This is a genomic window from Paramagnetospirillum sp. (assembly GCF_058402745.1).
Genome location: NZ_JBZVFI010000011.1, coordinates 119,262 through 141,393, shown reverse-complemented (window position 1 = coordinate 141,393; position 22,132 = coordinate 119,262). Strand labels below are relative to the sequence as shown.

The 22,132-nt window shown below is 69.4% G+C and carries 22 protein-coding genes; 16 read left to right on the top strand and 6 right to left on the bottom strand.

All coding sequences use genetic code 11. The features are described 5' to 3' along the window. The first annotated feature begins 17 nt into the window (after positions 1 to 17). Genes ACV4UZ_RS08800 through ACV4UZ_RS08775 form a run of 6 tightly spaced genes read left to right on the top strand, consistent with a single transcriptional unit; the run spans position 18 to position 6,711 of the window. Positions 18 to 1,472 (top strand): type II and III secretion system protein family protein, encoded by a 1,455-nt coding sequence (locus ACV4UZ_RS08800; RefSeq protein ID WP_491600614.1) that lies wholly within the window; start codon positions 18 to 20, stop codon positions 1,470 to 1,472. Between the two features lie 10 nt (positions 1,473 to 1,482). Next, positions 1,483 to 2,169, top strand: a complete 687-nt coding sequence (locus ACV4UZ_RS08795; RefSeq protein ID WP_491600519.1) for a CpaD family pilus assembly protein — start codon at positions 1,483 to 1,485, stop codon at positions 2,167 to 2,169. A 9-nt stretch (positions 2,170 to 2,178) separates the two neighbouring features. Beyond that, positions 2,179 to 3,369 carry a CpaE/TadZ family protein gene (locus ACV4UZ_RS08790; protein ID WP_491600518.1) on the top strand — a complete coding sequence of 397 codons (1,191 nt, stop codon included), beginning with the start codon at positions 2,179 to 2,181 and terminating at the stop codon, positions 3,367 to 3,369. 3 nt (positions 3,370 to 3,372) lie between these two features. Beyond that, positions 3,373 to 4,752: a TadA family conjugal transfer-associated ATPase gene (locus ACV4UZ_RS08785; RefSeq protein WP_491600517.1), complete on the top strand. Its 1,380-nt coding sequence runs from the start codon at positions 3,373 to 3,375 to the stop codon at positions 4,750 to 4,752. Continuing rightward, positions 4,745 to 5,737 carry a type II secretion system F family protein gene (locus tag ACV4UZ_RS08780; RefSeq protein WP_491600516.1) on the top strand — a complete coding sequence of 331 codons (993 nt, stop codon included), beginning with the start codon at positions 4,745 to 4,747 and terminating at the stop codon, positions 5,735 to 5,737. The genes ACV4UZ_RS08785 and ACV4UZ_RS08780 overlap by 8 nt, the downstream gene beginning before the upstream one ends. Before the next feature lie 14 nt (positions 5,738 to 5,751). Further along, positions 5,752 to 6,711, top strand: a complete 960-nt coding sequence (locus ACV4UZ_RS08775; RefSeq protein WP_491600515.1) for a type II secretion system F family protein — start codon at positions 5,752 to 5,754, stop codon at positions 6,709 to 6,711. On the opposite strand, the gene ACV4UZ_RS08770 is transcribed toward ACV4UZ_RS08775, so the two are convergent. After that, positions 6,694 to 7,017 carry a hypothetical protein gene (locus ACV4UZ_RS08770; RefSeq protein WP_491600514.1) on the bottom strand — a complete coding sequence of 108 codons (324 nt, stop codon included), beginning with the start codon at positions 7,015 to 7,017 and terminating at the stop codon, positions 6,694 to 6,696. The genes ACV4UZ_RS08775 and ACV4UZ_RS08770 overlap by 18 nt on opposite strands. 134 nt (positions 7,018 to 7,151) lie before the next feature. Further along, entirely contained in the window at positions 7,152 to 7,907 is a 756-nt protein-coding gene (locus tag ACV4UZ_RS08765; RefSeq protein WP_491600513.1) for a tetratricopeptide repeat protein, read from the bottom strand. A 125-nt stretch (positions 7,908 to 8,032) separates the two neighbouring features. On the opposite strand from ACV4UZ_RS08765, the gene ACV4UZ_RS08760 reads away from it, so the two are divergent. The 8 genes from ACV4UZ_RS08760 (at position 8,033) to ACV4UZ_RS08725 (ending at position 16,313) form a co-directional block, all read left to right on the top strand. Further along, the gene (locus tag ACV4UZ_RS08760; RefSeq protein ID WP_491600512.1) at positions 8,033 to 8,500 is read left to right on the top strand and encodes a pilus assembly protein N-terminal domain-containing protein; all 468 of its coding nucleotides are present in this window, start codon (positions 8,033 to 8,035) and stop codon (positions 8,498 to 8,500) included. A gap of 144 nt (positions 8,501 to 8,644) precedes the next feature. Continuing rightward, positions 8,645 to 9,112 (top strand): TadE family protein, encoded by a 468-nt coding sequence (locus ACV4UZ_RS08755; protein ID WP_491600511.1) that lies wholly within the window; start codon positions 8,645 to 8,647, stop codon positions 9,110 to 9,112. Next, complete coding sequence (locus tag ACV4UZ_RS08750) at positions 9,109 to 9,648, top strand: TadE/TadG family type IV pilus assembly protein (RefSeq protein WP_491600510.1); 540 nt, start codon at positions 9,109 to 9,111, stop codon at positions 9,646 to 9,648. The genes ACV4UZ_RS08755 and ACV4UZ_RS08750 overlap by 4 nt, the downstream gene beginning before the upstream one ends. Positions 9,649 to 9,650: 2 nt before the next feature. Continuing rightward, positions 9,651 to 11,045, top strand: coding sequence for a TadE/TadG family type IV pilus assembly protein (locus ACV4UZ_RS08745; RefSeq protein ID WP_491600509.1), 1,395 nt, complete (start codon positions 9,651 to 9,653; stop codon positions 11,043 to 11,045). Positions 11,046 to 11,214: 169 nt separating this feature from the next. Next, positions 11,215 to 12,861, top strand: a complete 1,647-nt coding sequence (locus ACV4UZ_RS08740; protein WP_491600508.1) for an ABC transporter permease — start codon at positions 11,215 to 11,217, stop codon at positions 12,859 to 12,861. Further along, entirely contained in the window at positions 12,858 to 13,919 is a 1,062-nt protein-coding gene (locus ACV4UZ_RS08735; protein ID WP_491600507.1) for an ABC transporter ATP-binding protein, read from the top strand. Before ACV4UZ_RS08740 ends, ACV4UZ_RS08735 begins: the two co-directional genes overlap by 4 nt. A 97-nt stretch (positions 13,920 to 14,016) precedes the next feature. Then, positions 14,017 to 15,027: a Fe(3+) ABC transporter substrate-binding protein gene (locus ACV4UZ_RS08730; protein ID WP_491600506.1), complete on the top strand. Its 1,011-nt coding sequence runs from the start codon at positions 14,017 to 14,019 to the stop codon at positions 15,025 to 15,027. 236 nt (positions 15,028 to 15,263) lie between these two features. Next, positions 15,264 to 16,313, top strand: coding sequence for an HpcH/HpaI aldolase/citrate lyase family protein (locus ACV4UZ_RS08725; RefSeq protein ID WP_491600505.1), 1,050 nt, complete (start codon positions 15,264 to 15,266; stop codon positions 16,311 to 16,313). Between the two features lie 46 nt (positions 16,314 to 16,359). On the opposite strand, the gene ACV4UZ_RS08720 is transcribed toward ACV4UZ_RS08725, so the two are convergent. The 4 genes from ACV4UZ_RS08720 to ACV4UZ_RS08705 all read right to left on the bottom strand — a co-directional run bounded on the left by ACV4UZ_RS08720 (position 16,360) and on the right by ACV4UZ_RS08705 (position 20,167). Next, positions 16,360 to 17,184 carry a VOC family protein gene (locus ACV4UZ_RS08720; protein WP_491600504.1) on the bottom strand — a complete coding sequence of 275 codons (825 nt, stop codon included), beginning with the start codon at positions 17,182 to 17,184 and terminating at the stop codon, positions 16,360 to 16,362. 102 nt (positions 17,185 to 17,286) lie between these two features. Then, positions 17,287 to 18,171, bottom strand: a complete 885-nt coding sequence (locus tag ACV4UZ_RS08715) for a prephenate/arogenate dehydrogenase family protein (protein ID WP_491600503.1) — start codon at positions 18,169 to 18,171, stop codon at positions 17,287 to 17,289. Next, positions 18,168 to 19,259, bottom strand: a complete 1,092-nt coding sequence (hisC, locus tag ACV4UZ_RS08710) for a histidinol-phosphate transaminase (RefSeq protein WP_491600502.1) — start codon at positions 19,257 to 19,259, stop codon at positions 18,168 to 18,170. Before hisC ends, ACV4UZ_RS08715 begins: the two co-directional genes overlap by 4 nt. Positions 19,260 to 19,291: 32 nt before the next feature. Beyond that, positions 19,292 to 20,167, bottom strand: coding sequence for a chorismate mutase (locus ACV4UZ_RS08705; RefSeq protein WP_491600501.1), 876 nt, complete (start codon positions 20,165 to 20,167; stop codon positions 19,292 to 19,294). Positions 20,168 to 20,303: 136 nt separating this feature from the next. Between ACV4UZ_RS08705 and metX the strand changes: the two genes are divergently transcribed. Then, positions 20,304 to 21,488 carry a homoserine O-acetyltransferase MetX gene (metX, locus tag ACV4UZ_RS08700; protein WP_491600500.1) on the top strand — a complete coding sequence of 395 codons (1,185 nt, stop codon included), beginning with the start codon at positions 20,304 to 20,306 and terminating at the stop codon, positions 21,486 to 21,488. Beyond that, positions 21,485 to 22,111: a methionine biosynthesis protein MetW gene (gene metW, locus ACV4UZ_RS08695; protein ID WP_491600499.1), complete on the top strand. Its 627-nt coding sequence runs from the start codon at positions 21,485 to 21,487 to the stop codon at positions 22,109 to 22,111. The genes metX and metW overlap by 4 nt, the downstream gene beginning before the upstream one ends. Positions 22,112 to 22,132 lie beyond the last annotated feature (21 nt).

Genomic DNA, 22,132 nt, shown 5'->3' with positions numbered 1-22,132 from the left:
TTGCCGCGTTGCTGGCGATGGTCGTGGCTCTGCCCGCCTGGGGGCGGGACGAGGAGCCGCCGCTGCCGCTGGCCGCGCCGCGCGCCAAGGTGGTCAGCGTCAACGCTCCGCCCGAGGCGGTCTCCTCGCCTCGGCCCGGCACGCCCCAGGCCCTGCGCCTCCCCACGGGGGTGTCGGCGGAAGCCATGCAGGTGCCGGTGGGCAAGAGCATCGACCTGCCCCTGCCCGGCGCCGTCAAGGAGGTGGTGATGGGCAATTCCGACATCGCCGACGTCGTGGTGCGCGCCCCCAACCTGATCCACATCACCGGACGGGCGGTGGGGCAGACCAACGTCTTCCTGATGGACCGCGCCGGCCGGGTCATGCGCCGCATCGATCTCGCCGTCTCCATCGATTCCCAGGCGGTGAGGGACGCGCTGCGCGCCGTGCTGCCGGATGAGCGGGCCATCAACGTGGAGTCGGTGGCCGACAGCCTGTACCTGTCGGGCGCGGTCAGGAACGACGCGGCGGCCCGGGACGCCAAACTGGTGGCGCGCCGCTTCGTGGCCGACGACGGCAAGCTGGTCAACCTGCTGCGCGTGGTCAACGAGCAGCAGGTGCTGCTCCACGTCAAGGTGGCCGAGATCCAGCGCACGGTGCTGAAGGAACTGGGGGTGGGCGTCACCGCCAACAAGAGCATTCCGCTGCTGGGCGGCGCCGCCATCGGCTCGGGGTCGAAGACCAGCGCCACGGTGGGGCTGATCGATTCCTCCGCCTCGGCCATCTTCGGCACCGCCACCATCACCGGCATCGGCGCCCTGGTGGCCAATCTCAACATCCTGGAGAACCAGGGTCTGATCCGTACCCTGGTGGAGCCCAACCTGACGGCGGTGTCGGGCGAGACCGCCACCATGCTGGCCGGCGGCGAGCTTCCCATTCCGGTGTCCACCACCAACGGCTCCATCAGCGTCGAGTTCAAGCCCTATGGCGTGCTGCTGTCCTTCACCCCGGTGGTGCTCGACCCCGGCCGCCTCAGCCTCAAGATGAGCACCGAGGTCAGCTCCATCGACACCAACAACAGCACCGCCATCACCACCACCATCTCGGTCCCCGCCTTCAAGGTGCGCCGCGCCGGCTCCACGGTGGAACTGCCCTCGGGCGGCTCCATCATGATCGCCGGCCTGTTGCAGAACGACATCACCAGCAACATCGCCGGCCTGCCGGGACTGATGGACCTGCCGGTGTTGGGCTCGCTGTTCCGCTCCAACGCCTTTCAGCGCAACGAGACGGAACTGGTGGTGATCCTGTCGGCCTATGTGGTCCGCCCGCTGGAGCAGCCCGGCCTCGCCACCCCCAACGACGGCTTCGCCCCCAGCTCGGACCTCAAGCGCTTCCTGCTGGGCCGGCTGCAGGACACCTACACCACCCGCTCCCGCGAGGCGCCCGCCGCCCCGCCCGCCCTGCAAGGCCCCTACGGCCACATCGTCCAGTGAGGAGGACATCATGATTCCGTTCCGCGCCGTCCTCTCCACCCTGGCCCTGGTCCCGCTGCTGGGCGGCTGCGCCGCCGATCTGGCCGAGCACGACTACCGCCTGGCCCACCCCATCGCCGTGGAGGAAAAGGCGGCGGTGGCCCTGTTCGCCCGCCCGGCCGAGGGCGCGATGCTGTCTCCCGCCGACCGCGACCGCCTGGGCCGTCTGGCGGAGGAATCGCTGCGTCGCGGCGCCGGCCCCATCGAGATCGCCGTGGGCGCGCGGCCGGGCGAGGAGGCGGGCGCCCAGGCCTTCGCCCAGACCCTGGCCGACACGCTGCGCGCCTGGGGTGTCGGCGCGGTCACCGTGGCGGTGGCCGCCGGCGCCGATGCCGTGCCTCAGCCCGGTCTCGCCCAGGTGCGGGTGCCGGTGTGGGAGGCCAGGGCGCCGGAATGCGGCAAGTTCGAACGCGGCCTCAATCCCGATTACGCCAACGCGCCCAACAGCAATTGGGGCTGCTCCATCCAGCGCAACAAGGCGCTGATGGTGCAGAACCCCGCCGACCTGGTCCGGGCGCGCGAGACCTCGGGCCGCGACGGCGCCCGGGCCGCCACCGTGCTGGAAAAGTACGGCAAGGGCGAGGCCACCGGCGCCGCCAAGGAAAGCGCCAGTGCCGGCTCCACCTCGTCGGTGGGGTCGTCCTCGGGGGGGAAGTAGGAGGCGGACATGGCTTATCGCCTGACCATCGAGGCGTTCTGCGGTGCTCCCGACACCGCCCAGGCCCTGCGCGCCGCCGTCCAGGACCGGCAGCTGGCCAAGTCGCGTCTCGGCCTGATGGAAGGTGGGCTGGCGGCGGCCGTCGGCCATTACGCCGACCTGCCCACGCCCCAGGTGCTGGTGGTCGAGGAGACCGACCCGGCCCTGCTGCGCTCGCGCCTCGACCAGCTGGCCGAAGTCTGCGTCGCCGGCACCAGGGTGGTGGTGATCGGCCCCACCAACGACATCCGCCTCTACCGCGAGCTGATGGCCAAGGGGGTCGCCGACTACCTGCCCGCCCCGGTGGCTCCCCGCCAGCTGGTGGACAGCCTGACCGGCCTGTTCGCCGACCCGGCCTCGGCGCCCCGGGGACGGGTCATCGCCTGCTGGGGGGCGCGTGGCGGCACCGGCTCGTCCACCATCGCCCAGAACCTGGCCTGGGCGGCGTCGCGCCATCTGGGCGAGCAGGTGATCCTCATCGACCTGGACCTGGCCTTCGGCACCTCCACCCTGTCCTTCAACCTGGATGCCAAGCAAAGCGTCGCCGACGCCCTGGCCAATCCCGAGCGTCTGGACGAGGTGCTGATGGAGCGCTGCATGGCCGAGTACGACGACCATCTGCAGGTCCTGGCCGCCCCGGGCGACGGGCGCAGCCGCGCCGCCATCGCCCCCGACGCCCTGGAGCACATGGTGGAGCTGGCCTCGCGCATGGCCGCCCTGGTGGTGCTGGACATCCCCCATGTGTGGGACCAGTGGAGCGAGGCGGCCCTGGCCGGGGCCGACGAGGTGGTGGTCACCGCCATTCCCGATTTCGCGTCCTTGCGCGACACCAGGATGCTGATCGAGCTGCTGTCGCCGCGGCGCCAGGGCATGGCGGCGCCCCGCCTCGTGCTCAACCGGGCCGAGAACGGCCGCAAGGCCCAGCTGTCGGCCAAGGATTTCGCCGAGACCCTGAAGGCCGAGCCCTGTCTGGTGATCCCCGCCGACCCGGTGCTGTTCGGCGAGGCGGCCACCGAGGCCCGCATGCTGGGCGAGGTGGCGGCCGGCCACAAGATCAGCCAGTCCCTGGCCCAGCTGGCCGCCGCCCTGACCGGCAAGGCGGTGCCCCCGGCGCGCAGGCAATCCGGGGGCAAGGGGCTGCTCGGCTGGCTGAGGAGATAGGCCATGTTCGGCCGGCGTCAGGCTCCCCCCGATCCCAAGGCCCAGCCCGCCCGCGAGCCGGCCCGGCCCCCGGCCGCGGCTGCCGCTCCGGCGGCGCGGGGCACCGAGCTGGACCAGCGCCTGTCCGACATCAAGATCGCCATCTTCAACGACCTGATCGATTCGGTGGACCCCACCGAGCTGGGCAATCTGGAGCCCGCCCAGGTGCGCGAGGAGATATCGGACATCGTCGCCGAGATCATCTCCATGCGCAATCTGGTGATCTCGGCCGCCGAGCAGCAGGTGGTGATCAGCGACATCTGCAACGACGTGCTGGGCCTGGGGCCGCTGGAGCCGCTGATCGCCCGGGACGACATCGCCGACATCATGGTCAACGGCGCCGACAAGGTCTACATCGAGACCGAGGGCCATATCGAGCTCACCGACATCAAGTTCCGCGACAACGCCCAGCTGATGAACATCTGCCAGCGCATCGTGGCGGCGGTGGGGCGCCGGGTGGACGAATCCAGCCCCATCTGCGACGCCCGCCTGGCCGACGGCTCGCGCGTCAACGTCATCGTGCCGCCGCTGGCCATCGACGGGCCGACGCTGACCATCCGCAAGTTCAAGCGCGAGAAGCTGACGCTGGAAAAGCTGGTGGAGTTCGGCTCCCTGTCGCCCCAGGCCGCCCGGGTGCTGCAGATCGCCTCGGCGGTGCGCTGCAACATCCTGATCTCGGGCGGCACCGGCTCGGGCAAGACCACGCTCTTGAACTGCATGACCCGCTACATCGACCAGACCGAGCGCATCGTCACCTGCGAGGACGCCGCCGAGCTGCAGCTGCAGCAGCCCCACGTGGTGCGCCTGGAGACCCGCCCGCCCAACCTGGAAGGGGCCGGGGCCATCACCATGCGCGATCTGGTGAAGAACTGCCTGCGCATGCGGCCCGAACGCATCATCGTCGGCGAGGTGCGCGGCCCGGAAGCCTTCGACCTGCTGCAGGCCATGAATACCGGCCATGACGGCTCCATGGGCACCATCCACGCCAACACGCCCCGAGACGCCCTGTCGCGCGTCGAGAACATGGTCGCCATGGGTGGCTACAACCTGCCGGCCAAGGCGGTGCGCGAGCAGATCGCCTCGGCCGTCAACCTGATCGTCCAGGCGTCGCGCCTGCGCGACGGCTCGCGCAAGATCACCCACGTCACCGAGGTGGTGGGCATGGAGGGCGACATCATCACGCTGCAGGACCTGTTCGTCTTCGAGTTCGAGGGCGAGGACAGCCGAGGCCGCATCCTGGGCCGCCACCGTCCCACCGGCCTGCGTCCCGCCTTCTGGGACCGCGCCCGCTATTATGGCCTGGAGCGCGATCTGGCCGAGGCATTGGGAGAGGCCCATGCTTGAGCTGCTCGCCCGCCTGCCGCCGGAAATCGCCGTGCTGGTGGCGGTGCTGCTGGTCGCCCTGGCGGTGCTGGGCTGGTCCATGGTGGCGCTGATCCACGGCCCCAGGGCCAGACTGAAGCGCCGCCTCGCCGTGGTGGCGGGGGGACAGGCCCCCGCCCGGCGCCAGACGGCGCGCGGCCCCCAGCGCAAATCGGTGCAGGCCCGCCTGAAGGAGGTGGAGGGCGCCCGCCAGCAGCGCTTCGGCTACCGCCTGCGCGAGCAGCTGATGCAGGCGGGCTGGCGGATCGAGGTCTGGCATTATCTGGCCGGCTCCGCCGCCCTGGCCCTGCTGGTCCTGGCGGTGGGCGAGGCCTCGGGCCTGCCCCTGGTCTGGGGATTGCTGGCCGCCCCGTGCCTGGGCATCGGCGTTCCCAAGCTGGTGCTGGGCGTGGCGGCGGGCAAGCGGCTCAAGGCCTTCGTCGCCCAGTTCGCCGACGCGCTCGACGTGGTGGTGCGCGGCATCCGCTCGGGCCTGCCCTTGGGCGAATGCATCGCCATCATCGGCCGCGAGATGCCCGATCCCGTCGGTGCCGAGTTCCGCCAGATCACCGAGGGCACCCGCATCGGCCTCACCCTGCACGAGGCCATGGCCCGCGCGGTGGAGCGCATGCCCATGGCCGAGATGCGCTACTTCGCCATCGTGCTGGCCATCCAGCAGCAGACCGGCGGCAATCTGGCCGAGACCCTGGCCAAGCTGTCCGAGGTGCTGCGCGCCAGGAAGCGCATGCGCGACAAGGTCCAGTCCTATGCCGCCGAGGCCCGCGCCTCGGCCGCCATCATCGGCTCGCTGCCTTTGCTGGTGGTGGGGATCCTGTCCCTGGTGGCGCCGCAATACATCGGCCTGCTGTTCACCACCGATCTGGGCAACGTCCTGCTGGCCATCGGCCTGCTGACCGAGGGGGTGGGGGTGCTGGTGATGCGCAACATGATCAATTTCGACATCTGAAGGGGGGCCGGATCATGCTTTCCACCCTCATCATGGTCACGGCGGCGCTGGCGGCGGCGGCTTCGGTCCTGGCCGTCGCCCTGCCCCTGATGGCCCGCGACCGCCGGGCGTCGCGCATCCGGGCGGTCTCCAGCCGTCGCCGCGAACTGTCCGAGCGCCAGAAGGCCGAGCTGGATCAGGCCCGCGCCCCCGGACGGCGGCGGAGCCAGCGGCCCCAGCGCCGGGTGGCCCTGATGCGGGCGGTGATCGACCGCCTGAAGCTGCAGAACCTGCTGGAGGCCAAGACCCTGAAGGCCCGGCTGGCCAGTGCCGGCTGGCGCGGTCAGGCGGCGCCCTTGACCTTCATCTTCGCCCGGGTGGCGTTGCCGGTGCTGCTGCTGGTGCTCGGCCTGGTCTACGCCACCACCCTGTTCGACGAGCAGCCGCTGGTGGTCCGCGCCCTGATCCTGGCGGTGGCCATGGCCATCGGCGGCCTGCTGCCCGACATCTGGCTGACCAACGCGGTGCAGAAGCGGCAACTGGCGCTCGGCCGGGCCTTTCCCGACGCGCTCGACCTCATCGTCATCTGCGTCGACGCCGGGCTGTCGGTGGAGACGGCGCTGGGCCGCGTCACCGAGGAGATGATGATCAGCGCCCCCGAGATGGCCGAGGAGATCGGGCTCACCGCCGCCGAGCTGGCCTTCCTGGCCGACCGTCGCCAGGCCTGGGAGAACTTCGCCGAACGCACCGGCCTGCCCCAGGTCAAGTCGCTCTCCACCGCCCTGATCCAGTCCGAGAAGTACGGCACCCCGGTGGCCCAGGCGCTGAAGGTCATCGCCCAGGAAAACCGCGAGGGCCGCATGGCCGCCGCCGAGAAGAAGGCCGCCGCCCTGCCGGCCAAGCTGACCGTGCCGATGATCGTCTTCTTCCTGCCGGTGCTGTTCCTGATCATCGCCGGCCCGGCGGCGATTCAGGTCTCAGGGATGATGAAGTGAATTCCAGCGCCGGGGGCCGAGCGCGACGGGGAATGAGCCGTGGAGCGGCGAGCATTCGGCCTTGGCCTTGTGGTCGCAGACGGCGCGGCAATGGCTGCCCATTTCGTACATGCGCCAATTGCCGGGCTCAAACCACTTGCGGGCGAAGCTTTCGGCATCCTGGCGGCTGACGAACTTCACTTCGTCGAATTTTCGAATGATGTAGGGGGTCCGGCAATTGGCCTTGAGCCAATCGGCCATCTCGATCAGAAGTTCGACCTGATGACCGCCCCAGACATTGGCCGCGCCTCGAATGCAATATTTCATGGGACCGCACCGTGTGGTGTTACCAGCCATGGGCTGACAACTTCATTTCAGTGCAATCACATTGCTGCGTTGCGTTGGCAGGTTACACGCACTTATTGAAACAACTTCCGGCGAGGTTTGTCGTCTTGCGGCAATCAGCGCCGCGCCGAGGCCGCCAGGGCGCGCAACGTGTCGGAGTTGGTCCTTGCCTGCTCCGGGGACAGATCGCGCCGCGCCATGCGCTCGGCCTCGGCTCCCTCGCCCTTGAGCGCCAGCAGCAGGGCCAGATTCTGGCGCACCTGGGCGGTGGCGGCGGGCAGGTCTGCGGCGCGGGCCAGCGTCGCCAGCCCGGCATCCAGCTGGCCGGAAAGGGCCTGGGACAGTCCCAGGTTGTTCAGCACGGCGGCGTTGTCGGGGGTGATCTCCAGGGCGCGGGCATAGGCCGCCTGGGCCTCGGCGGCGCGGCCCTGGGAATCCAGGGCCACGCCCAGGGTGGAATGGATCTCCCAATGGCCGGGCGCCATGGCCCGCGCCTCTTCCAGCACCTTGACGCACAGGGTGGCGCGGTCGGCGGCCAGATAATCCTTGCCCAGTTCCAGCAGGCTTTCGGCGTCGCGGCCCATGCGGGCCAGATGGGCCTGCATCAGGTCGGCCGCCGTCTGGCCCTGGCCGGAATAGCGCAGGTTGCGGGCCAGGCCGATGGCCAGGCCGGTATCGTCGGGGCGGCGCTGGTAGAGGGTGGAGAAATGCTGGACGGCGCCGCGGTAGTCGCGGCCCGCCTCGGCTCCCAGGGCGGCGGCGCGCAAGGAGGGCTCCACCGCCGAGGACAATCCGCCGCCTCCTCCGCCGCCGGTCGCCGAGCAGGCGGCCAGCATCAGGGCGAGGGGCAGGGCGGCGAGGCGGCTGGTCATGATGGAAACTCCTGCGTGGAGGGACTTGCTGTCCATAGTCATACGCCTTTGTGAAGGCTGCCACTGTGGCCGGCTTCATTCATGCCTAGGATGAAAGGCGTCACCACGAGCCATCGAGGCCCGCCATGAAGTCCGCCATCCGCCTTTCCCTGCTGCTCGCCGGTCTGCTGTCGGCCGCTTCTCCGGCGGGGTGGGCGGCCGAACTGCTGGAGGTGCCGCTGGGCGGCGCCACCCTGCTGCCCCTGCGCGGCGCGGCGCGCTCGGTGGTGGTGGGCAACCCCGCCATCGCCGACGTCACCGTGGACGGGCCGCGAACCATCACGGTGTTCGGCAAGGCGCCGGGCGGCACCACCATCGCGGTGCTCGACGCCGGCGGCGGTATCCTGGCCCAGCGCCAGGTGGTGGTCCTGGCCGGCGGCGACGGTTCGGTGACGCTGCGCTACGGCACGGGCAAGAATTGGGTGCCGGGCGGAGCGGTCGCCATCGTCGATTGCGGCCTCAATGCCTGCGCCCCGGCCAATACCCTGTCGGGCGAGAGCCCCTACAAGGCGAAAGCCGCCGCCGCGCCCGCGCCGCAAGTCCCCCAAAAATAATCACCGCTCCATTGTGAGGCCCGCCACGGAATGAGGTGGCGGAACATGTCATGATATCTACCGGATAACTCCGCAGGCGATGTCATGTTCAGGACAATGTTGCATCGGATAGGCAATCTTCGGCGAGACCGGCGTGGTTCGGTCATGCTGGAGTATTCCATTCTTCTGTTGCCCGCCATGATGATTCTGTTCGGCATCTTCGAGATGGGGATGGTTCTGTTCGAGACCTCGGTGGTGGAAGGCGCCACCCGCGACGCGGCGCGGCGGCTGCGCACCGGCCAGGCCCAGACCAGCGCCGATCCCGCCGGCGCCTTCCGCCAGGCCTTCTGCGCCTCGCTGTTCAGCCTCTACGACTGCAACTCCTTCACCTTCGACGTGCGCACCTTCCCCGACTTCACCGCCATCACCCTGCCGGCGCCGCAATTCGACGCCCAGGGCAATGTCAGTAACGCCCAGTTCACCCCGGGCGGGGCGGGCACGATCATGACGGTTCGGGTGATCTATCGCCATGTCTTCGCCACGCCGCTGATCGGCTCGCTGATGGGGGCGGGGACCGGCAACACCCTGCCGGTGACCTCGACCGCCGTATTCAAGTCGGAGCCCTACTCATGATGCCCGCGATGCTCAGGCGTCTGGTCGGTGACCGCAGGGGCGTGGCGGCCGTGGAGTTCGCCCTTGTCCTGCCGATCATGATTACCGCCCTTCTGGGCACGGTGGAGATCACCAATCTGGTCAAGAGCTATGGCAAGGCGGTGTCAGCGGCCCAGACGGTGGCCGATCTCACCGCCCAGTCCTCGTCGCTCTCCACCGCCCAGATGGACTCCATCCGCACCGCCGCCCAGCGGGTCCTTGATCCCCTGGTCAGCAATGCCGGCAATCTCGGCCTGGACGTGGTCAGCGTCGGCTTCGACGCGGCCGGCACGCCCAGCCAGCTGTGGCGCTACCAGTGGGGCGCGGTGTCGGGCTCTCCGTCGCTGGCCGGGGCCAACGGCCTGGGCGGGGCGGGGGAAAGCGTGATCATGGTGCGGCTGTCCTATGTCTGCGTGCCGGTGCTCCATCACCTGGTGCCCAGCAAGACCTTCACCGAGATGTCCTACACCCGGCCCCGGCTGGTGCGCCGGATCGCCCTCAACGGCGTGGGAGGCTAGCCATGCTCCGCTCCCTTCTTTCCAGACTGGCGCGCCGTTCCGACGGCAACATGGTGATCATGCTGGCCATCGGCCTGCTGCCCATCATCGCCACCATCGGCCTGGGGGTGGACGTGGCCCGCGCCTACGCGGTGAAAAGCCGCATGGCCGCCGCGCTGGACGCCGCCGCCCTGGCGGTGGGGTCCTCCACCGGCACCGACGCCCAGCTGTCCGCCGTGGCGCAGAAATTCTTCGACGCCAATTATCCTCCCGGCGCCCTGGGGGCGCACCCGTCCGTCTCCGTCACGGTGACGGGCGACGTCATCTCGGCCAGCGCCTCGGCGGTGGTGGGCACCGTGTTCATGAAGGTGGTGGGCCTGAACGAGGTGCCCATCGAGGTCGACAGCACCGTCAACCGCCAGATCGCCGGGCTGGAACTGGCCATGGTGCTGGACAACACCGGCTCCATGACCTCGAACAACAACATCCAGGCGGCGCGCGACGCCGCCAACCAGCTGACCGACATCCTGTTCGGCACGGCGACGGTCCATCCCTACCTGAAGATCGCCATCGTGCCCTATTCGGTGGCGGTCAATCCCGGTTCGGTGGCCCCCAGCCTGATCACCACCGGCGATGCCTACGCCCCCAACAACGTGCTGGGTTGGAAGGGGTGCGTGGTGGAGCGGGCCGGAGCCAACGCCATGGCCGACACCTCGGCGGCGGTGGCGCCCTGGACCCGCTACAACTGGCTGCCGGCCATCGACAATTACTACGACGCCACCAAGGCCTCCACCGTCTATGCCGCCCCGTCCAACGGCAACGGCTCCACCGGCCCCAACGTGGGCTGCCCGACGGCGATCACCCCGCTGACCAACGTGAAGGCGACGCTCACCGCCGCCATCAACGCCCAGCAGGCCTGGAGCCGGGGCGGCACGCTGTCGGACGTGGGCATGGCCTGGGGCCTCAGGGTGCTCTCGCCCGAGCCGCCCTTCACCGAGGGCCTGCCCTGGGGCACGCCCAAATGGAGCAAGGCGGTGATCCTGATGACCGATGGCGACAACCAGTTCTACAAGCTGACCGGCAATACCGGCGTCAACAAGGTCAACAACGCGGTGAACTCGGATTACGGCGCCTATGGCCGCCTGGACGAGCTGGGCCGCATCGGCACCACCAACGCCACCACCGCCAAGACCACCATCAACAACCGCCTGACCTCGGTGTGCAACGCCATGAAGGCCAAGAACATCATCGTCTACACGGTGACCTTCACCTCGGGCATCAACCAGGCCACCAAGGACATCTACAAGGCCTGCGCCACCGACGCGTCCAAATACTTCGATTCGCCCTCCCAGGACGAGTTGAAGAGCGCGTTTCGCGCCATCGCCACCAGCCTCAGCAATCTCAGGGTCAGCCAGTAGGCGGGCGGGACGCCCGCGCTCCGGGGCCAGTGGGCGGGCGGGACGCCCGCGCTGCACGGAAAAGGCGGCCCGTGTTGGAGCGCGGCCGTCCCGGCCGCTTCCAAAAGGTACAAAAATCCTGTGGGTAGGCATTGCCGTTGAGACTCGTTCGCACTAATGTGTGGCGGTCATGTCCATATCCCCGCCCTCCGGCTCTTCCGCCAAGCTGTTCTCTCCCCGCCCGCCCGGCGCGGGCTGGGTGGTGCTGGCCGTGGGGCTGGCGGCGCTGGTCGCCCTGCCGGTGGTGGTGGTGGCGGCCAATCTGGCGGCGCCCACCGAAGGGGTGTGGAGCCATCTGGCCGAGACGGTGCTGGGCTCCTACGTCGCCAATTCCCTGTGGCTGATGCTGGGGGTCGGAATCGGGGTCAGCATCGGCGGCGTCGGCACCGCCTGGCTGGTCACCATGTGCCGCTTTCCGGCAAGCCGGTCGCTGGAATGGGCGCTGCTGCTGCCCATGGCCATGCCGGCCTACGTGGTCGCCTATACCTATACCGGCCTGCTGGATTATGCCGGACCGGTCCAGTCGGCGCTCCGCGCCCTGTTCGGCTGGAGCAGCGCCCGGGATTACTGGTTCCCCGAGGTGCGCTCCCTGGGCGGGGCGGTGTGGGTGATGAGCATGGTGCTCTATCCCTATGTCTACATGATGGCGCGGGCCGCCTTCCTGGAGCAGTCGGTCTGCGTGCTGGAGGCGGCGCGCACCCTGGGGCGCACCCCCTGGCGGGCCTTCGTCCAGGTGGCGCTGCCGCTGGCCCGCCCGGCGGTGGTGGCCGGCGTGGCGCTGGCCCTGATGGAGACGCTGAACGATTTCGGCACCGTCCACTACTTCGCGGTGGACACCTTCACCACCGGCATCTACCGCACATGGCTGGGCCTGGGCCAGCCGGCGGCGGCGGCGCAGCTGGGGGCCGTGCTGATGCTGTTCGTGCTGTCCCTGGTGCTGGCCGAGCGCATGTCGCGGGGTGCCGCGCGCTTCCACCACACCACCGGCCGCTACCGCCGCCTGCCCCAGCTGGAGCTGAGGGGCGGGCGGGCGCTGGCCGCCCTGGCGTTCTGCACCATGCCGCTGGTGCTGGGCTTTCTGATGCCCGGCGGCATGCTGGCCGTCTGGGTGGTGCAGGGCGACGCCCTCGCCGGGCTGGGCGAGCTGGCCGGCAACAGCCTGATCCTGGCGGGAATGGCGGGCGTGGCGGCGGTGGCGGTGGCCCTGCCGCTGGCCTATGCCCAGCGGCTGCGGCCCACGCCCCTGGTCAGGGGGTGCGTGCGGCTGGCCTCGCTGGGCTATGCGGTGCCCGGCTCGGTCATCGCCGTGGGCATCATGGTGCCGCTCACCGCCCTGGACCGCCTGCTGGGCGGCCTGTTCCTCACCGGCACCGTGGTGGCGCTGACCTATGCCTATCTGGTGCGCTTCCTGGCGGTGTCGGTCAACGCGGTGGAATCCAGCCTGGGCAAGATCACGCCCTCCATGGAGGCGGCGGCCCGGACGCTCGGCGCCGGGCTGGGCAAGACGCTCAGGCGCGTCCACATCCCCATGATGCGCACCAGCCTGCTGTCGGCGGCGCTGCTGGTCTTCGTCGACGTGATGAAGGAACTGCCCGCCACCCTGCTGATGCGGCCCTTCAATTTCGACACCCTGGCGACGCGGACCTTCACCCTGGCGTCCGACGAGCGCCTCGCCGACGCGGCGGCGCCCGCCTTGGCCATCGTGCTGGCCGGGCTGCTGCCGGTGATATTGCTGAGCCGGGCCATCGCCCGTTCCCGACCCGGAGAAGTGGAATGACCGAGACCGGCCTGATCATCGAAGCCGTCAGCCACGATTACGGCGGCAAGGAGGTGGTGCAAGGCGTCTCCCTGCGGGTCGGTCCGGGCGAACTGGTCTGCCTGCTGGGGCCGTCGGGCTGCGGCAAGACCACCACTTTGCGCATCGCCGCCGGCCTGGAGGCGCCGCGCAAGGGCCGCGTCTTCCTGGGGGGCCGGCTGGTGTCGGGCGAGGGCACGCACCTTCCTCCCGAGCATCGCAACGTGGGCTTTCTGTTCCAGGATTACGCCCTGTTTCCCCATCTGAACGTGCTGGGCAACGTGGAGTTCGGTCTGGACCGCCTGGCCAGGGCCGAGCGGCGCAGCCGGGCTCTCGCCGTGCTCGACCAGGTGGGCATGACGGCTTACGCCGATTCCTGGCCGCACCAGCTGTCGGGCGGCCAGCAGCAGCGCGTCGCCCTGGCCCGCGCCCTGGCCCCCCACCCGAAGCTGATGCTGCTGGACGAGCCGTTTTCGGGCCTGGACAAGCGGCTGCGCGATCAGGTCCGGGACGAGACCCTGCACGTGCTGAAGACCTCGGGCGTCTCCACCCTGATGGTCACCCACGACCCCGAGGAGGCCATGTTCATGGCCGACCGCATCGCCGTCATGCGGGCGGGCAGGGTGGTGCAGATGGGCGAGCCCGCCGAGCTCTACAACCGTCCGGTGGATTCCTTCGTGGCCTCCACCTTCGGCGAGATCAACGTGCTGGAGGCCAGGGTGGCCGGCGGCTGGGTGGAGACGGCGGTGGGGCGCTTCGCCGCCCCCGGCCTGGCCGAGGCCCAGGCGGCCGGCGTGCTGATCCGCCCCGAGGGCGTGACCCTGACCGCCGCCCCCGACGGCGAGGGCACGGTGCTGGTCAGCCACCATCTCGGCCGCTCCTGTCTGGTCCATCTGCGGGTGGAGAGGGCGGGCATGGCGCCCCAGCATCTGCACGCCCGCCTGCCCGGGTCCATCTGCCCGGCGGAAGGCGCCCGGCTCCGCCTCGCCATCGACTCCGCCCAGGCCTTCGTCTTCCCCGCCGGGGGCGAGGGCGGCTGATTCCCCATCAAGCCCCTTTTTTCCTTGCGGAAACCGTGCTACATGGTCATGAGAATGCGAGTCCGTCGCAATATCAATTGATCATGAGGGCAAGGTCATGATGCGTCTGCTTGGTTTGGTGTTGGGGGGAGTGATGGTTGCCGGGGTGGCCCAGGCGGCCGAGGTCAACGTCTATTCGGCGCGCAAGGATCACCTGCTGAAGCCGGTGCTCGACCAGTTCACCGCCAAGACCGGGATCAAGGTCAACCTGCTGTCGGCGGGCGAGGAACAATTGCTGGAACGCCTGAAGAGCGAAGGCCCGGGCAGTCCCGCCGACCTGTTCATCACCACCGACGTGGCCCACCTGCACAAGGCGCGCGTCGCCGGCGTGCTGCAGCCCACCCTCACCGCCGAGCTGGACAGGAACATTCCGGCGCGCTACCGCGATCCCCAGGGCTATTGGTACGGCCTGTCGGCCCGCGCCCGCGTGGTGCTCTACGCCAAGGACCGGGTGAAGCCGTCCGACCTGTCCTCCTACGAGGATCTGGCCGATCCCAAGTGGAAGGGCCGCATCTGCGTGCGGTCGTCGTCGTCCACCTACAACCAGTCGCTGCTGGCCGGCCTCATCGCCGTGATGGGACCCGACAAGGCCGAAGCCTGGGCCAAGGCCATGGTCGGCAACATGGCGCGCAAGCCCCAGGGCGGCGATCGCGACCAGATTTCCGCCGTGGCCGCCGGCCAGTGCGACCTGGCCATCGCCAACACCTATTATTTCGGCGGCATGCAGGCTTCGTCCAAGGCCGAGGAAAAGGACGCCGCCGCCAAGGTCGGCATCTTCTTCCCCAACCAGCAGGGCCGGGGCGCCCACATGAACGTGGCCGGAGCCGGTGTCACCGCCAGTGCCAAGCACAAGGCCGAGGCGGTCAAGCTGCTGGAGTTCCTGTCGGGGCCCGAGGCTCAGAAGACCTTCGCCGAGGCCAACAACGAGTTCCCCGTCCTGGCCTCGGCCCAGGCCTCGCCCATCGTCGCCGCCTGGGGAACCTTCAAGGCCGAGGACATCAACGTCGCCATGCTGGGCGAGAACAACCCGGTCGCGGTGCGCATCTTCGACCGGGTCGGCTGGCGGTAAAGCGGGCTATCGCCCGCACCTGTTCACTTTCGTCACCCCGGCCTTGAGCCGGGGTCCAGGAGTCGCGGAAAAGGCTGGAGGTACACCCCCTGGATCCCGGATCGCGCTTCGCTTGTCCGGGATGACGACGCGAACAGGGGCGGGAGCCCCAGTGTGGCCGCTTTCCCCTTGTGCGCTGCAGCGCGACGAAGCATTATTGCGGCCCATCGTCGTTCGCCGCAAGGAGATTGCGCTTCATGTCCGTCAAGCCGCCCCGCAAGTTCTTCGAGCCGCTCGCCATCGGCGCGCCCGCCCCGTACCGCGAACTGCCGGTGCGCCTCGAGCGCATGATCCACTTCTTCCCGCCGCACAACGAGAAGATGCGCGCCAAGGCGGCCGAGATGGGCAAGACCGTGGACGTGCTGCTGGGCAACCTGGAGGACGCCATCCCCGCCGACGCCAAGGAAGCGGCCCGCGCCGGCTTCGTCGAGGTGGCCAAGGCCTGGGACAATCCCAATACCGGCCTGTGGACCCGCGTCAACTGCCTGAACTCGCCGTGGTTCCTGGACGACATGAACGCCATCGTCGGCGAGGCCGGCGACAAGGTGGACGTGGTGATGCTGCCCAAGGTGGAAGGCCCCTGGGACATCCATTACCTCGACCAGCTGCTGGCCCAGCTGGAGGCCAGGCACGGCGTCAAGCGCCCGATCATGATCCACGCCATCCTGGAAACCGCGCTGGGCGTGGAGAACGTCGCCGCCATCTGTCAGGCCAGCCCCCGCATGCACGGCATCAGCCTCGGCCCGGCCGATCTCGCCGCCTCGCGCGGCATGAAGACCACCCGCGTCGGCGGCGGCCATCCCTTCTACGGCGTGCTGGAAGACGCCGCCGAGGGCAAGTCGGGCCGCACCCTGTTCCAGCAGGATCTGTGGCACTACACCGTGGCCAAGATGGTCGACGCCTGCCAGTCGGCGGGGATCAAGGCCTTCTACGGCCCGTTCGGCGATTTCTCGGACGACGCCGCCTGCGAGGCGCAGTTCCGCAACGCCTTCCTGCTGGGCTGCGTCGGCGGCTGGAGCCTGCACCCCAAGCAGATCGACATCGCCAAGAAGGTGTTCAGCCCCGACGTGGCCGAGGTGCTGTTCGCCAAGAAGATTCTCGAAGCCATGCCCGACGGCACCGGCGCGGTGATGATCGACGGCAAGATGCAGGACGACGCCACCTGGAAGCAGGCCAAGGTCATGGTCGATCTGGCGCGTGCGGTGGCCGCCAAGGACCCGGAGATGGCCAAGGCCTACGGGCTGTAGGATCGGTCTTTGAAGAAGGGGCCGCCGGAATCGCCGGCGGCCTTTTTCATTCCTGCAGCTCGATCAGCACGCCGCAGGCATCCTCGGGATAGATCACCACCTTGCCCTGGCGGTCGCGCTCATAGGCGATGCCGGCTGCCTTCAGCGCGCTCGCGGCCGTCTCGGCGCTCTTGATCCGAAGGGTCAGGGCGACCAAAGCGGGAGCGGCGGGAAAATCCTCGTCCTCGGCCTCGGGGTGCATCTGGCCGAGATCGTCGGGACGGCAGAGGAACACCAGCCCGTGGCGGGTGTGCACCGTCACCGTCTCGTCGGTGGCGGTGGCGGCGGCCGGGCCGATCAGGCGGTCCCAGGCGGGCATCAGCTCCAGCGGTTCGGCCATCAGGGCGGTGACCGAGATGACGCCGCTGGCGCCGTTGGCGTGGGTGGTCCAGCCGGGCCGGCGCAGCTTCTCCGGAGTCAGGTGCTGGCACAGGAAGGAGGCGATGCCGGGCGTGGTCCCGGGCGGCAGGATGCCCGCCTTGAAGCGGGCCAGTTCGCCCTCGATGGTGCGGCTGAGGTCGCCGGGGGGCTCGATCCCCAGGCGGGCGCAATCGGCCGCCGCGTCCTCGCTGCCCCACACCAGGCCCATCAATCCCTCGCCCTTGGCCGCCAGATGGGCGCGCAGGCGATCCGCCGGGCCGCCTTCGCCCACCGCGGCCAGGATTTCCAGGTAGTCGTCCTCGAACATCACGCAATAATTGGCGGTGCCCCATTCGGCGTGCTCGCCCCGGCTCGCCAGGGTGAAGCCCAGGGCGCGGAACACCGATGCCGCCCGCTCCAGGTCGGCGACGGCGATGATGACGTGGTCGAGGCCGGTGATGCGGCTGGTCATGGCGGTTTCCTTCCGGCGACGGAGATGGATTGCCGGGTCAAGCCCGGCAATGACGAAACCTGTCGTATGCCGTCATGCCCGGGCTTGACCCGGGCATCCACATTACGCCTGCTTGGCGTCGATGATGGCGCGGCGGATGGCGCGGGTCTCGGTGAAGCGCTTGTGCAGCACCTCGCCCTCGCCCCAGCGGATGGCCCGCTGCAGCGCGGTGAGGTCCTCGGTGAAGCGCTGGATCACTTCCAGCACCGCCTCGCGGTTGTTGAGGAACACGTCGCGCCACATCACCGGGTCGGAGGCGGCGATGCGGGTGAAGTCGCGGAAGCCCGAGGCGGAGAACTTGATCACCTCCTGCTGCATGTGGCCTTCCAGGTCGTTGGCGGTTCCCACGATGGTGTAGGCGATCAGGTGCGGCAGGTGCGAGGTGATGGCCAGCACCTTGTCGTGATGGTGGGGGTCCATGATCTCGACCATGGAGCCCACCCGGCGCCACAGCTCGGCCACCTTGTCCACCGCCTTGGGATCGCCGCCGGTGACGGGGGTGAGGATGTGCCAGCGGCCCTCGAACAGCTCGGCGAACCCGTTCTCCGGCCCCGAATGCTCGGTGCCGGCGATGGGGTGGCCGGGGACCAGCTCGACGCCGTCGGGAATGTAGGGGCCGAGGTCGCGGATCACCGACAGCTTGACCGAGCCCACGTCGGTAACGATGGTGCCGGGCTTCAAGTGCGGGCCGATGGCCTCGCCCACCGCCTGGGTGGCGCCCACCGGGGCGCCCACCACCACCAGGTCGGCTTCGGGAATCAGCGCCGCCGGATTGTCGCCGGCGGCGTCGACCACCCCCAGCTCCAGGGCGGCCTTGCGCGCCTTCTCGCTGGTGTCCAGCGTCAGGAGGCGCCGGGCCAGGCCGTGCTTGCGCATGGCCCGGGCCAGGGACGAACCGATCAGGCCGATACCGACGAAGCAGACGGTGTCGAACAGGGGCTGGGTCATGCTCCCACGAACTCTTTCAGGGCGTCGACCACCGCCTGATTCTCCTCGCCCGTGCCGATGGTGATGCGCAAGCTGTCGCCCAGGCCATAGCCGCCCATGGCCCGCACGATGATGCCGCGCGAGCGCAGGAACCTGTCGGCGGTGGGCGCGTCCTTGCCCGGGGTGGCGGGGAAGCGGACCAGGATGAAGTTGCAGACGCTGGGGACCACGGTGAGGCCGAGATCGGCCAGCTTGCCCGACAGCCAGGGCAGCCAGTAGTCGTTGTGGCTCTTGCACAGATCGGCGTAGGCGGTGTCCTCGAAGGCGGCCAGCCCGGCGGCCAGGGCGGGGGCGCCGACGTTGAAGGGGTTGCGCACCCGGTTCAGCACGCCGGCCACGTTCTCGGGGCAATAGGCCCAGCCCAGGCGCAGGCCGCCCAGGGCGTACATCTTGGAGAAGGTGCGGCAGACCACCACGTTGTCGCCGGCCTCCACCAGCTCGATGCCGCCGGAATAGTCGTTGCGGCTGACGAACTCGGTATAGGCGGCGTCGATCACCAGCAGGATGTCGGAGCGCAGATTGGCGCGCAGGCGGGCCACTTCCGAGGCCGGCAGGTAGGTGCCGGTCGGGTTGTTGGGATTGGCCAGGAACAGGATCCTGGTCCGGGGCGTCACCGCGGCCAGCAGGTTGTCCACGTTGGCGGTCAGCTCCACCTCGGGGGCGGTCACCGGGGTGGCGCCGCAGGCCTTGGCGGCGATGGCGTACATCAGGAAGCCGTGGGCCGAGTACAGCACCTCGTCGCCGGGGCCGGCATAGGAACGGCACAGGATGCCCAAAAGCTCGTCCGAACCGGCGCCGCAGACGATGCGCGACGCGTCCAGGTGATAGCGCGCCGCGATGGCCTTGCGCAGCTCCTCGGCGCCGCCGTCGGGATAGCGGTGCATCTCGGGCGCCATGGCGCGCAGCGCCTCGATGGCCTTGGGGCTGGGGCCCAGCGCGCCCTCGTTGGAGGACAGCTTGAAGATGCGGTCGACACCCTCGATGGCGGATTCGCCGCCCACATAGGGGCGGATGTCCATGATGCCGGGGCGGGGCGTGGGAGCGGTCACGATTCTATCTCCAGCGAAAAGGGGGGGACGGGTCAGGCGAGCGCCTCGGGCGCGAAGGGGGTGGCGTAGCCGCCGACGATGGCGATGCGGCCGACGGGGTCTTTCGGCGCGACCAGGGCGGCGAGGCGGGAATCGGCGGCGGTGACGTGGCCCAGAATCTCGACCATGTGCAGCCACTGGCCGCCATGGCGGTGGATGGCCAGCAGTTCGGCCGGCTCCAGCCCGCCGGCGGCCAGGATGGCGCGCAGGCGGTCGCGGCTGACGTCGGGGCCGGTCTCCAGCACCGCCAGGGTGCGGTCGTCGCCGGAGCAATCGTGGTCGCGACAGGCGATGACCAGGGCCTGCAGCGGCTCGGCCGAGCCCTTGACCGAGGCGGTGGGGGCGAAGGGCAGGCGGGCCACCACGCGGGGCGCGTCGCCGCTTTCCAGGGTCAGGCTGGTCCACCACGGCTCGGCGTCGTCGGCGGCCTCGGTGCCGGGAATCAGGGGGATGACCCCCACCGTGGCGAGGCCGTCGGCCACGGCGCGCACCACCTGGCCGGGGCTGCGGAAGGCGGTGAGCGGCGCCACCACGCCGAAATGATTGCGGGCCAGCTCGATGGCGGCGGTGGAGCGGCCGGCGGCGTGGACGGCCACGTGGAGCGGCGCCTGCAGGCCGGTCAGCGCGCCGACGATCTCGCGCCAGATGCGCACCAGGGCCAGCTTGGGGAACTCTCCCCCGTGGCGGGCCACCAGCCGGCGCAGGATCTGCGCCTCGCGCCCCGGGCGCAGCGTCACCCTGCGGTCGGTCTTGGCGGCGGCGATGCGCTCCACCAGCCCGGTGCGACGCATCAGCAGGTCGTGCAACTGATCGTCGATGCGATCAATTTCGCGACGGAGCTGCTCGAGGGCGGCGCTGTCCTGGGTCATGGCGGTAAAGGGGGCCGGAAATGGTGGGTCCAAGGGGGATAGGTTTAGTGCGGCTTGGCCCGGAAATCAAAGAAAACGTTGACAGTCCCCGTCCGCGACCATAGCTAATCCATTCCCCGTCACGGCGCGTGATCCCATGTCCCAGAGCGAGCCCGTTCCGACCGTCTCCGCCAACGCCCTCGGCCTCAAGGTCGAACTGGGGCGCGACCGGCCGGTTCGCCTCGATTGCGGCGTCGATCTGGGGCCGGTGACCGTGGCCTACCAGACCTATGGCCGGCTCAACGCCGACCGGTCCAACGCCATCCTGATCTGCCACGCGCTCACCGGCGACCATTACGTCGCCGATCCCCACCCCATCACCGGCAAGCCCGGCTGGTGGCACGAACTGGTGGGGCCGGGCCGGGTGTTCGACACCGACCGCTATTTCCTGATCTGCTCCAACGTGCTGGGCGGCTGCATGGGCACCACCGGGCCCATGGACGACAATCCCGCCAGCGGCAAGCCCTGGGGCCTGGATTTCCCGGTGATCACCATCGGCGACATGGTCAAGGTCCAGGCCCGTCTGGTGGATCATCTGGGCATCGACCAGCTGTTCTGCGTGGTCGGCGGCTCCATGGGCGGCATGCAGGTGCTGAAATGGGCCCAGTCCTATCCCGAGCGGGTGTTCTCGGCCATTCCCATCGCGGCGGCGGCCCGTCACTCGGCCCAGAACATCGCCTTCCACGAGGTGGGGCGCCAGGCCATCATGGCCGACCCCGACTGGTGCGACGGCAATTACCTGCAACAGGGCAAGCGGCCCCATCGCGGGCTGGCGGTGGCGCGCATGGCGGCGCACATCACCTATCTGTCCGAGCCGGCGCTGCACCAGAAATTCGGCCGCAACCTGCAGAACCGCGACACCATCACCTATGGCTTCGACGCCGATTTCCAGGTGGAGAGCTATCTGCGCCACCAGGGTTCCACCTTCGTGGACCGCTTCGACGCCAATTCCTATCTCTACATCACCCGGGCCATGGATTACTTCGACCTGGCCGCCGAGAACGGGGGCGTGCTGGCCAACGCCTTCCGCGGCACGCGCACCCGCTTCTGCGTGGTCAGCTTCACCAGCGACTGGCTGTTCCCCACCTCGGAAAGCCGTGCGGTGGTGCATGCGCTGAACGCGGTGGCGGCCAATGTCAGCTTCGTGGAGATCAAGTCCGACAAGGGCCACGACGCCTTCCTGCTGGACGAGCCCGAATTCCACGCCACGCTCACCGGTTTCCTCGAGGGCGCCGCCGCCCATCGCGGCCTGCCGCGCAACGATGGGGGCGCGGTGCGATGATGACCGTCTCCAACGGCAATCTGCGCGTCGATCTCAAGCTGATCGCCGACATGGTGGAGCCCGGCTCGCGGGTGCTGGACGTGGGCTGTGGCGAAGGCGCCCTGCTGGACTGGCTGGGCCGCACCAAGAACGTGGACGGGCGCGGCATCGAGCTGTCCATGGCCGGCGTGTCGGCGGCGGTGTCGCACGGCCTGTCGGTGATCCAGGGCGACGCCGACACCGACCTCAAGGATTATCCCTCGGGCGCCTTCGACTACGTGATTCTCAGCCAGACGCTGCAGGCCACCTACGAGCCGCGCACCGTGCTCAGCCACATGCTGCGCATCGGACGTCGCGCCATCGTGTCGTTTCCCAATTTCGGCCATTGGCGGGTGCGGCTGCACCTTTTGGCCCGGGGCCGCATGCCGGTGACCGACACCCTGGCCTACGAGTGGTACGACACCCCCAACATCCACTTCTGCACCATCCGCGACTTCCTGGATCTGTGCCGGGATCTGGGAATCACGGTGGAGCGGTCCATTCCGCTGGACCGCAACGGCAAGACCATGCCCATTCCATCCTGCGAGGGCATCGCCAACCTGTTCGCCGACCAGGGCCTGTTCGTGCTGTCGCGCCAGGGTTAGGCCAGGGAGTTGCGGCGGGGA

Coding starts and splice junctions, on each gene's coding strand:
- ACV4UZ_RS08800 (WP_491600614.1), top strand. CDS start 18: ATGGTCGTGGCTCTGCCCGCCTGGGGGCGGGACGAGGAGCCGCCGCTG.
- ACV4UZ_RS08795 (WP_491600519.1), top strand. CDS start 1,483: ATGATTCCGTTCCGCGCCGTCCTCTCCACCCTGGCCCTGGTCCCGCTG.
- ACV4UZ_RS08790 (WP_491600518.1), top strand. CDS start 2,179: ATGGCTTATCGCCTGACCATCGAGGCGTTCTGCGGTGCTCCCGACACC.
- ACV4UZ_RS08785 (WP_491600517.1), top strand. CDS start 3,373: ATGTTCGGCCGGCGTCAGGCTCCCCCCGATCCCAAGGCCCAGCCCGCC.
- ACV4UZ_RS08780 (WP_491600516.1), top strand. CDS start 4,745: ATGCTTGAGCTGCTCGCCCGCCTGCCGCCGGAAATCGCCGTGCTGGTG.
- ACV4UZ_RS08775 (WP_491600515.1), top strand. CDS start 5,752: ATGCTTTCCACCCTCATCATGGTCACGGCGGCGCTGGCGGCGGCGGCT.
- ACV4UZ_RS08770 (WP_491600514.1), bottom strand. CDS start 7,017: ATGAAATATTGCATTCGAGGCGCGGCCAATGTCTGGGGCGGTCATCAG.
- ACV4UZ_RS08765 (WP_491600513.1), bottom strand. CDS start 7,907: ATGACCAGCCGCCTCGCCGCCCTGCCCCTCGCCCTGATGCTGGCCGCC.
- ACV4UZ_RS08760 (WP_491600512.1), top strand. CDS start 8,033: ATGAAGTCCGCCATCCGCCTTTCCCTGCTGCTCGCCGGTCTGCTGTCG.
- ACV4UZ_RS08755 (WP_491600511.1), top strand. CDS start 8,645: ATGCTGGAGTATTCCATTCTTCTGTTGCCCGCCATGATGATTCTGTTC.
- ACV4UZ_RS08750 (WP_491600510.1), top strand. CDS start 9,109: ATGATGCCCGCGATGCTCAGGCGTCTGGTCGGTGACCGCAGGGGCGTG.
- ACV4UZ_RS08745 (WP_491600509.1), top strand. CDS start 9,651: ATGCTCCGCTCCCTTCTTTCCAGACTGGCGCGCCGTTCCGACGGCAAC.
- ACV4UZ_RS08740 (WP_491600508.1), top strand. CDS start 11,215: ATGTCCATATCCCCGCCCTCCGGCTCTTCCGCCAAGCTGTTCTCTCCC.
- ACV4UZ_RS08735 (WP_491600507.1), top strand. CDS start 12,858: ATGACCGAGACCGGCCTGATCATCGAAGCCGTCAGCCACGATTACGGC.
- ACV4UZ_RS08730 (WP_491600506.1), top strand. CDS start 14,017: ATGATGCGTCTGCTTGGTTTGGTGTTGGGGGGAGTGATGGTTGCCGGG.
- ACV4UZ_RS08725 (WP_491600505.1), top strand. CDS start 15,264: ATGTCCGTCAAGCCGCCCCGCAAGTTCTTCGAGCCGCTCGCCATCGGC.
- ACV4UZ_RS08720 (WP_491600504.1), bottom strand. CDS start 17,184: ATGACCAGCCGCATCACCGGCCTCGACCACGTCATCATCGCCGTCGCC.
- ACV4UZ_RS08715 (WP_491600503.1), bottom strand. CDS start 18,171: ATGACCCAGCCCCTGTTCGACACCGTCTGCTTCGTCGGTATCGGCCTG.
- ACV4UZ_RS08705 (WP_491600501.1), bottom strand. CDS start 20,167: ATGACCCAGGACAGCGCCGCCCTCGAGCAGCTCCGTCGCGAAATTGAT.
- metX (WP_491600500.1), top strand. CDS start 20,304: ATGTCCCAGAGCGAGCCCGTTCCGACCGTCTCCGCCAACGCCCTCGGC.
- metW (WP_491600499.1), top strand. CDS start 21,485: ATGATGACCGTCTCCAACGGCAATCTGCGCGTCGATCTCAAGCTGATC.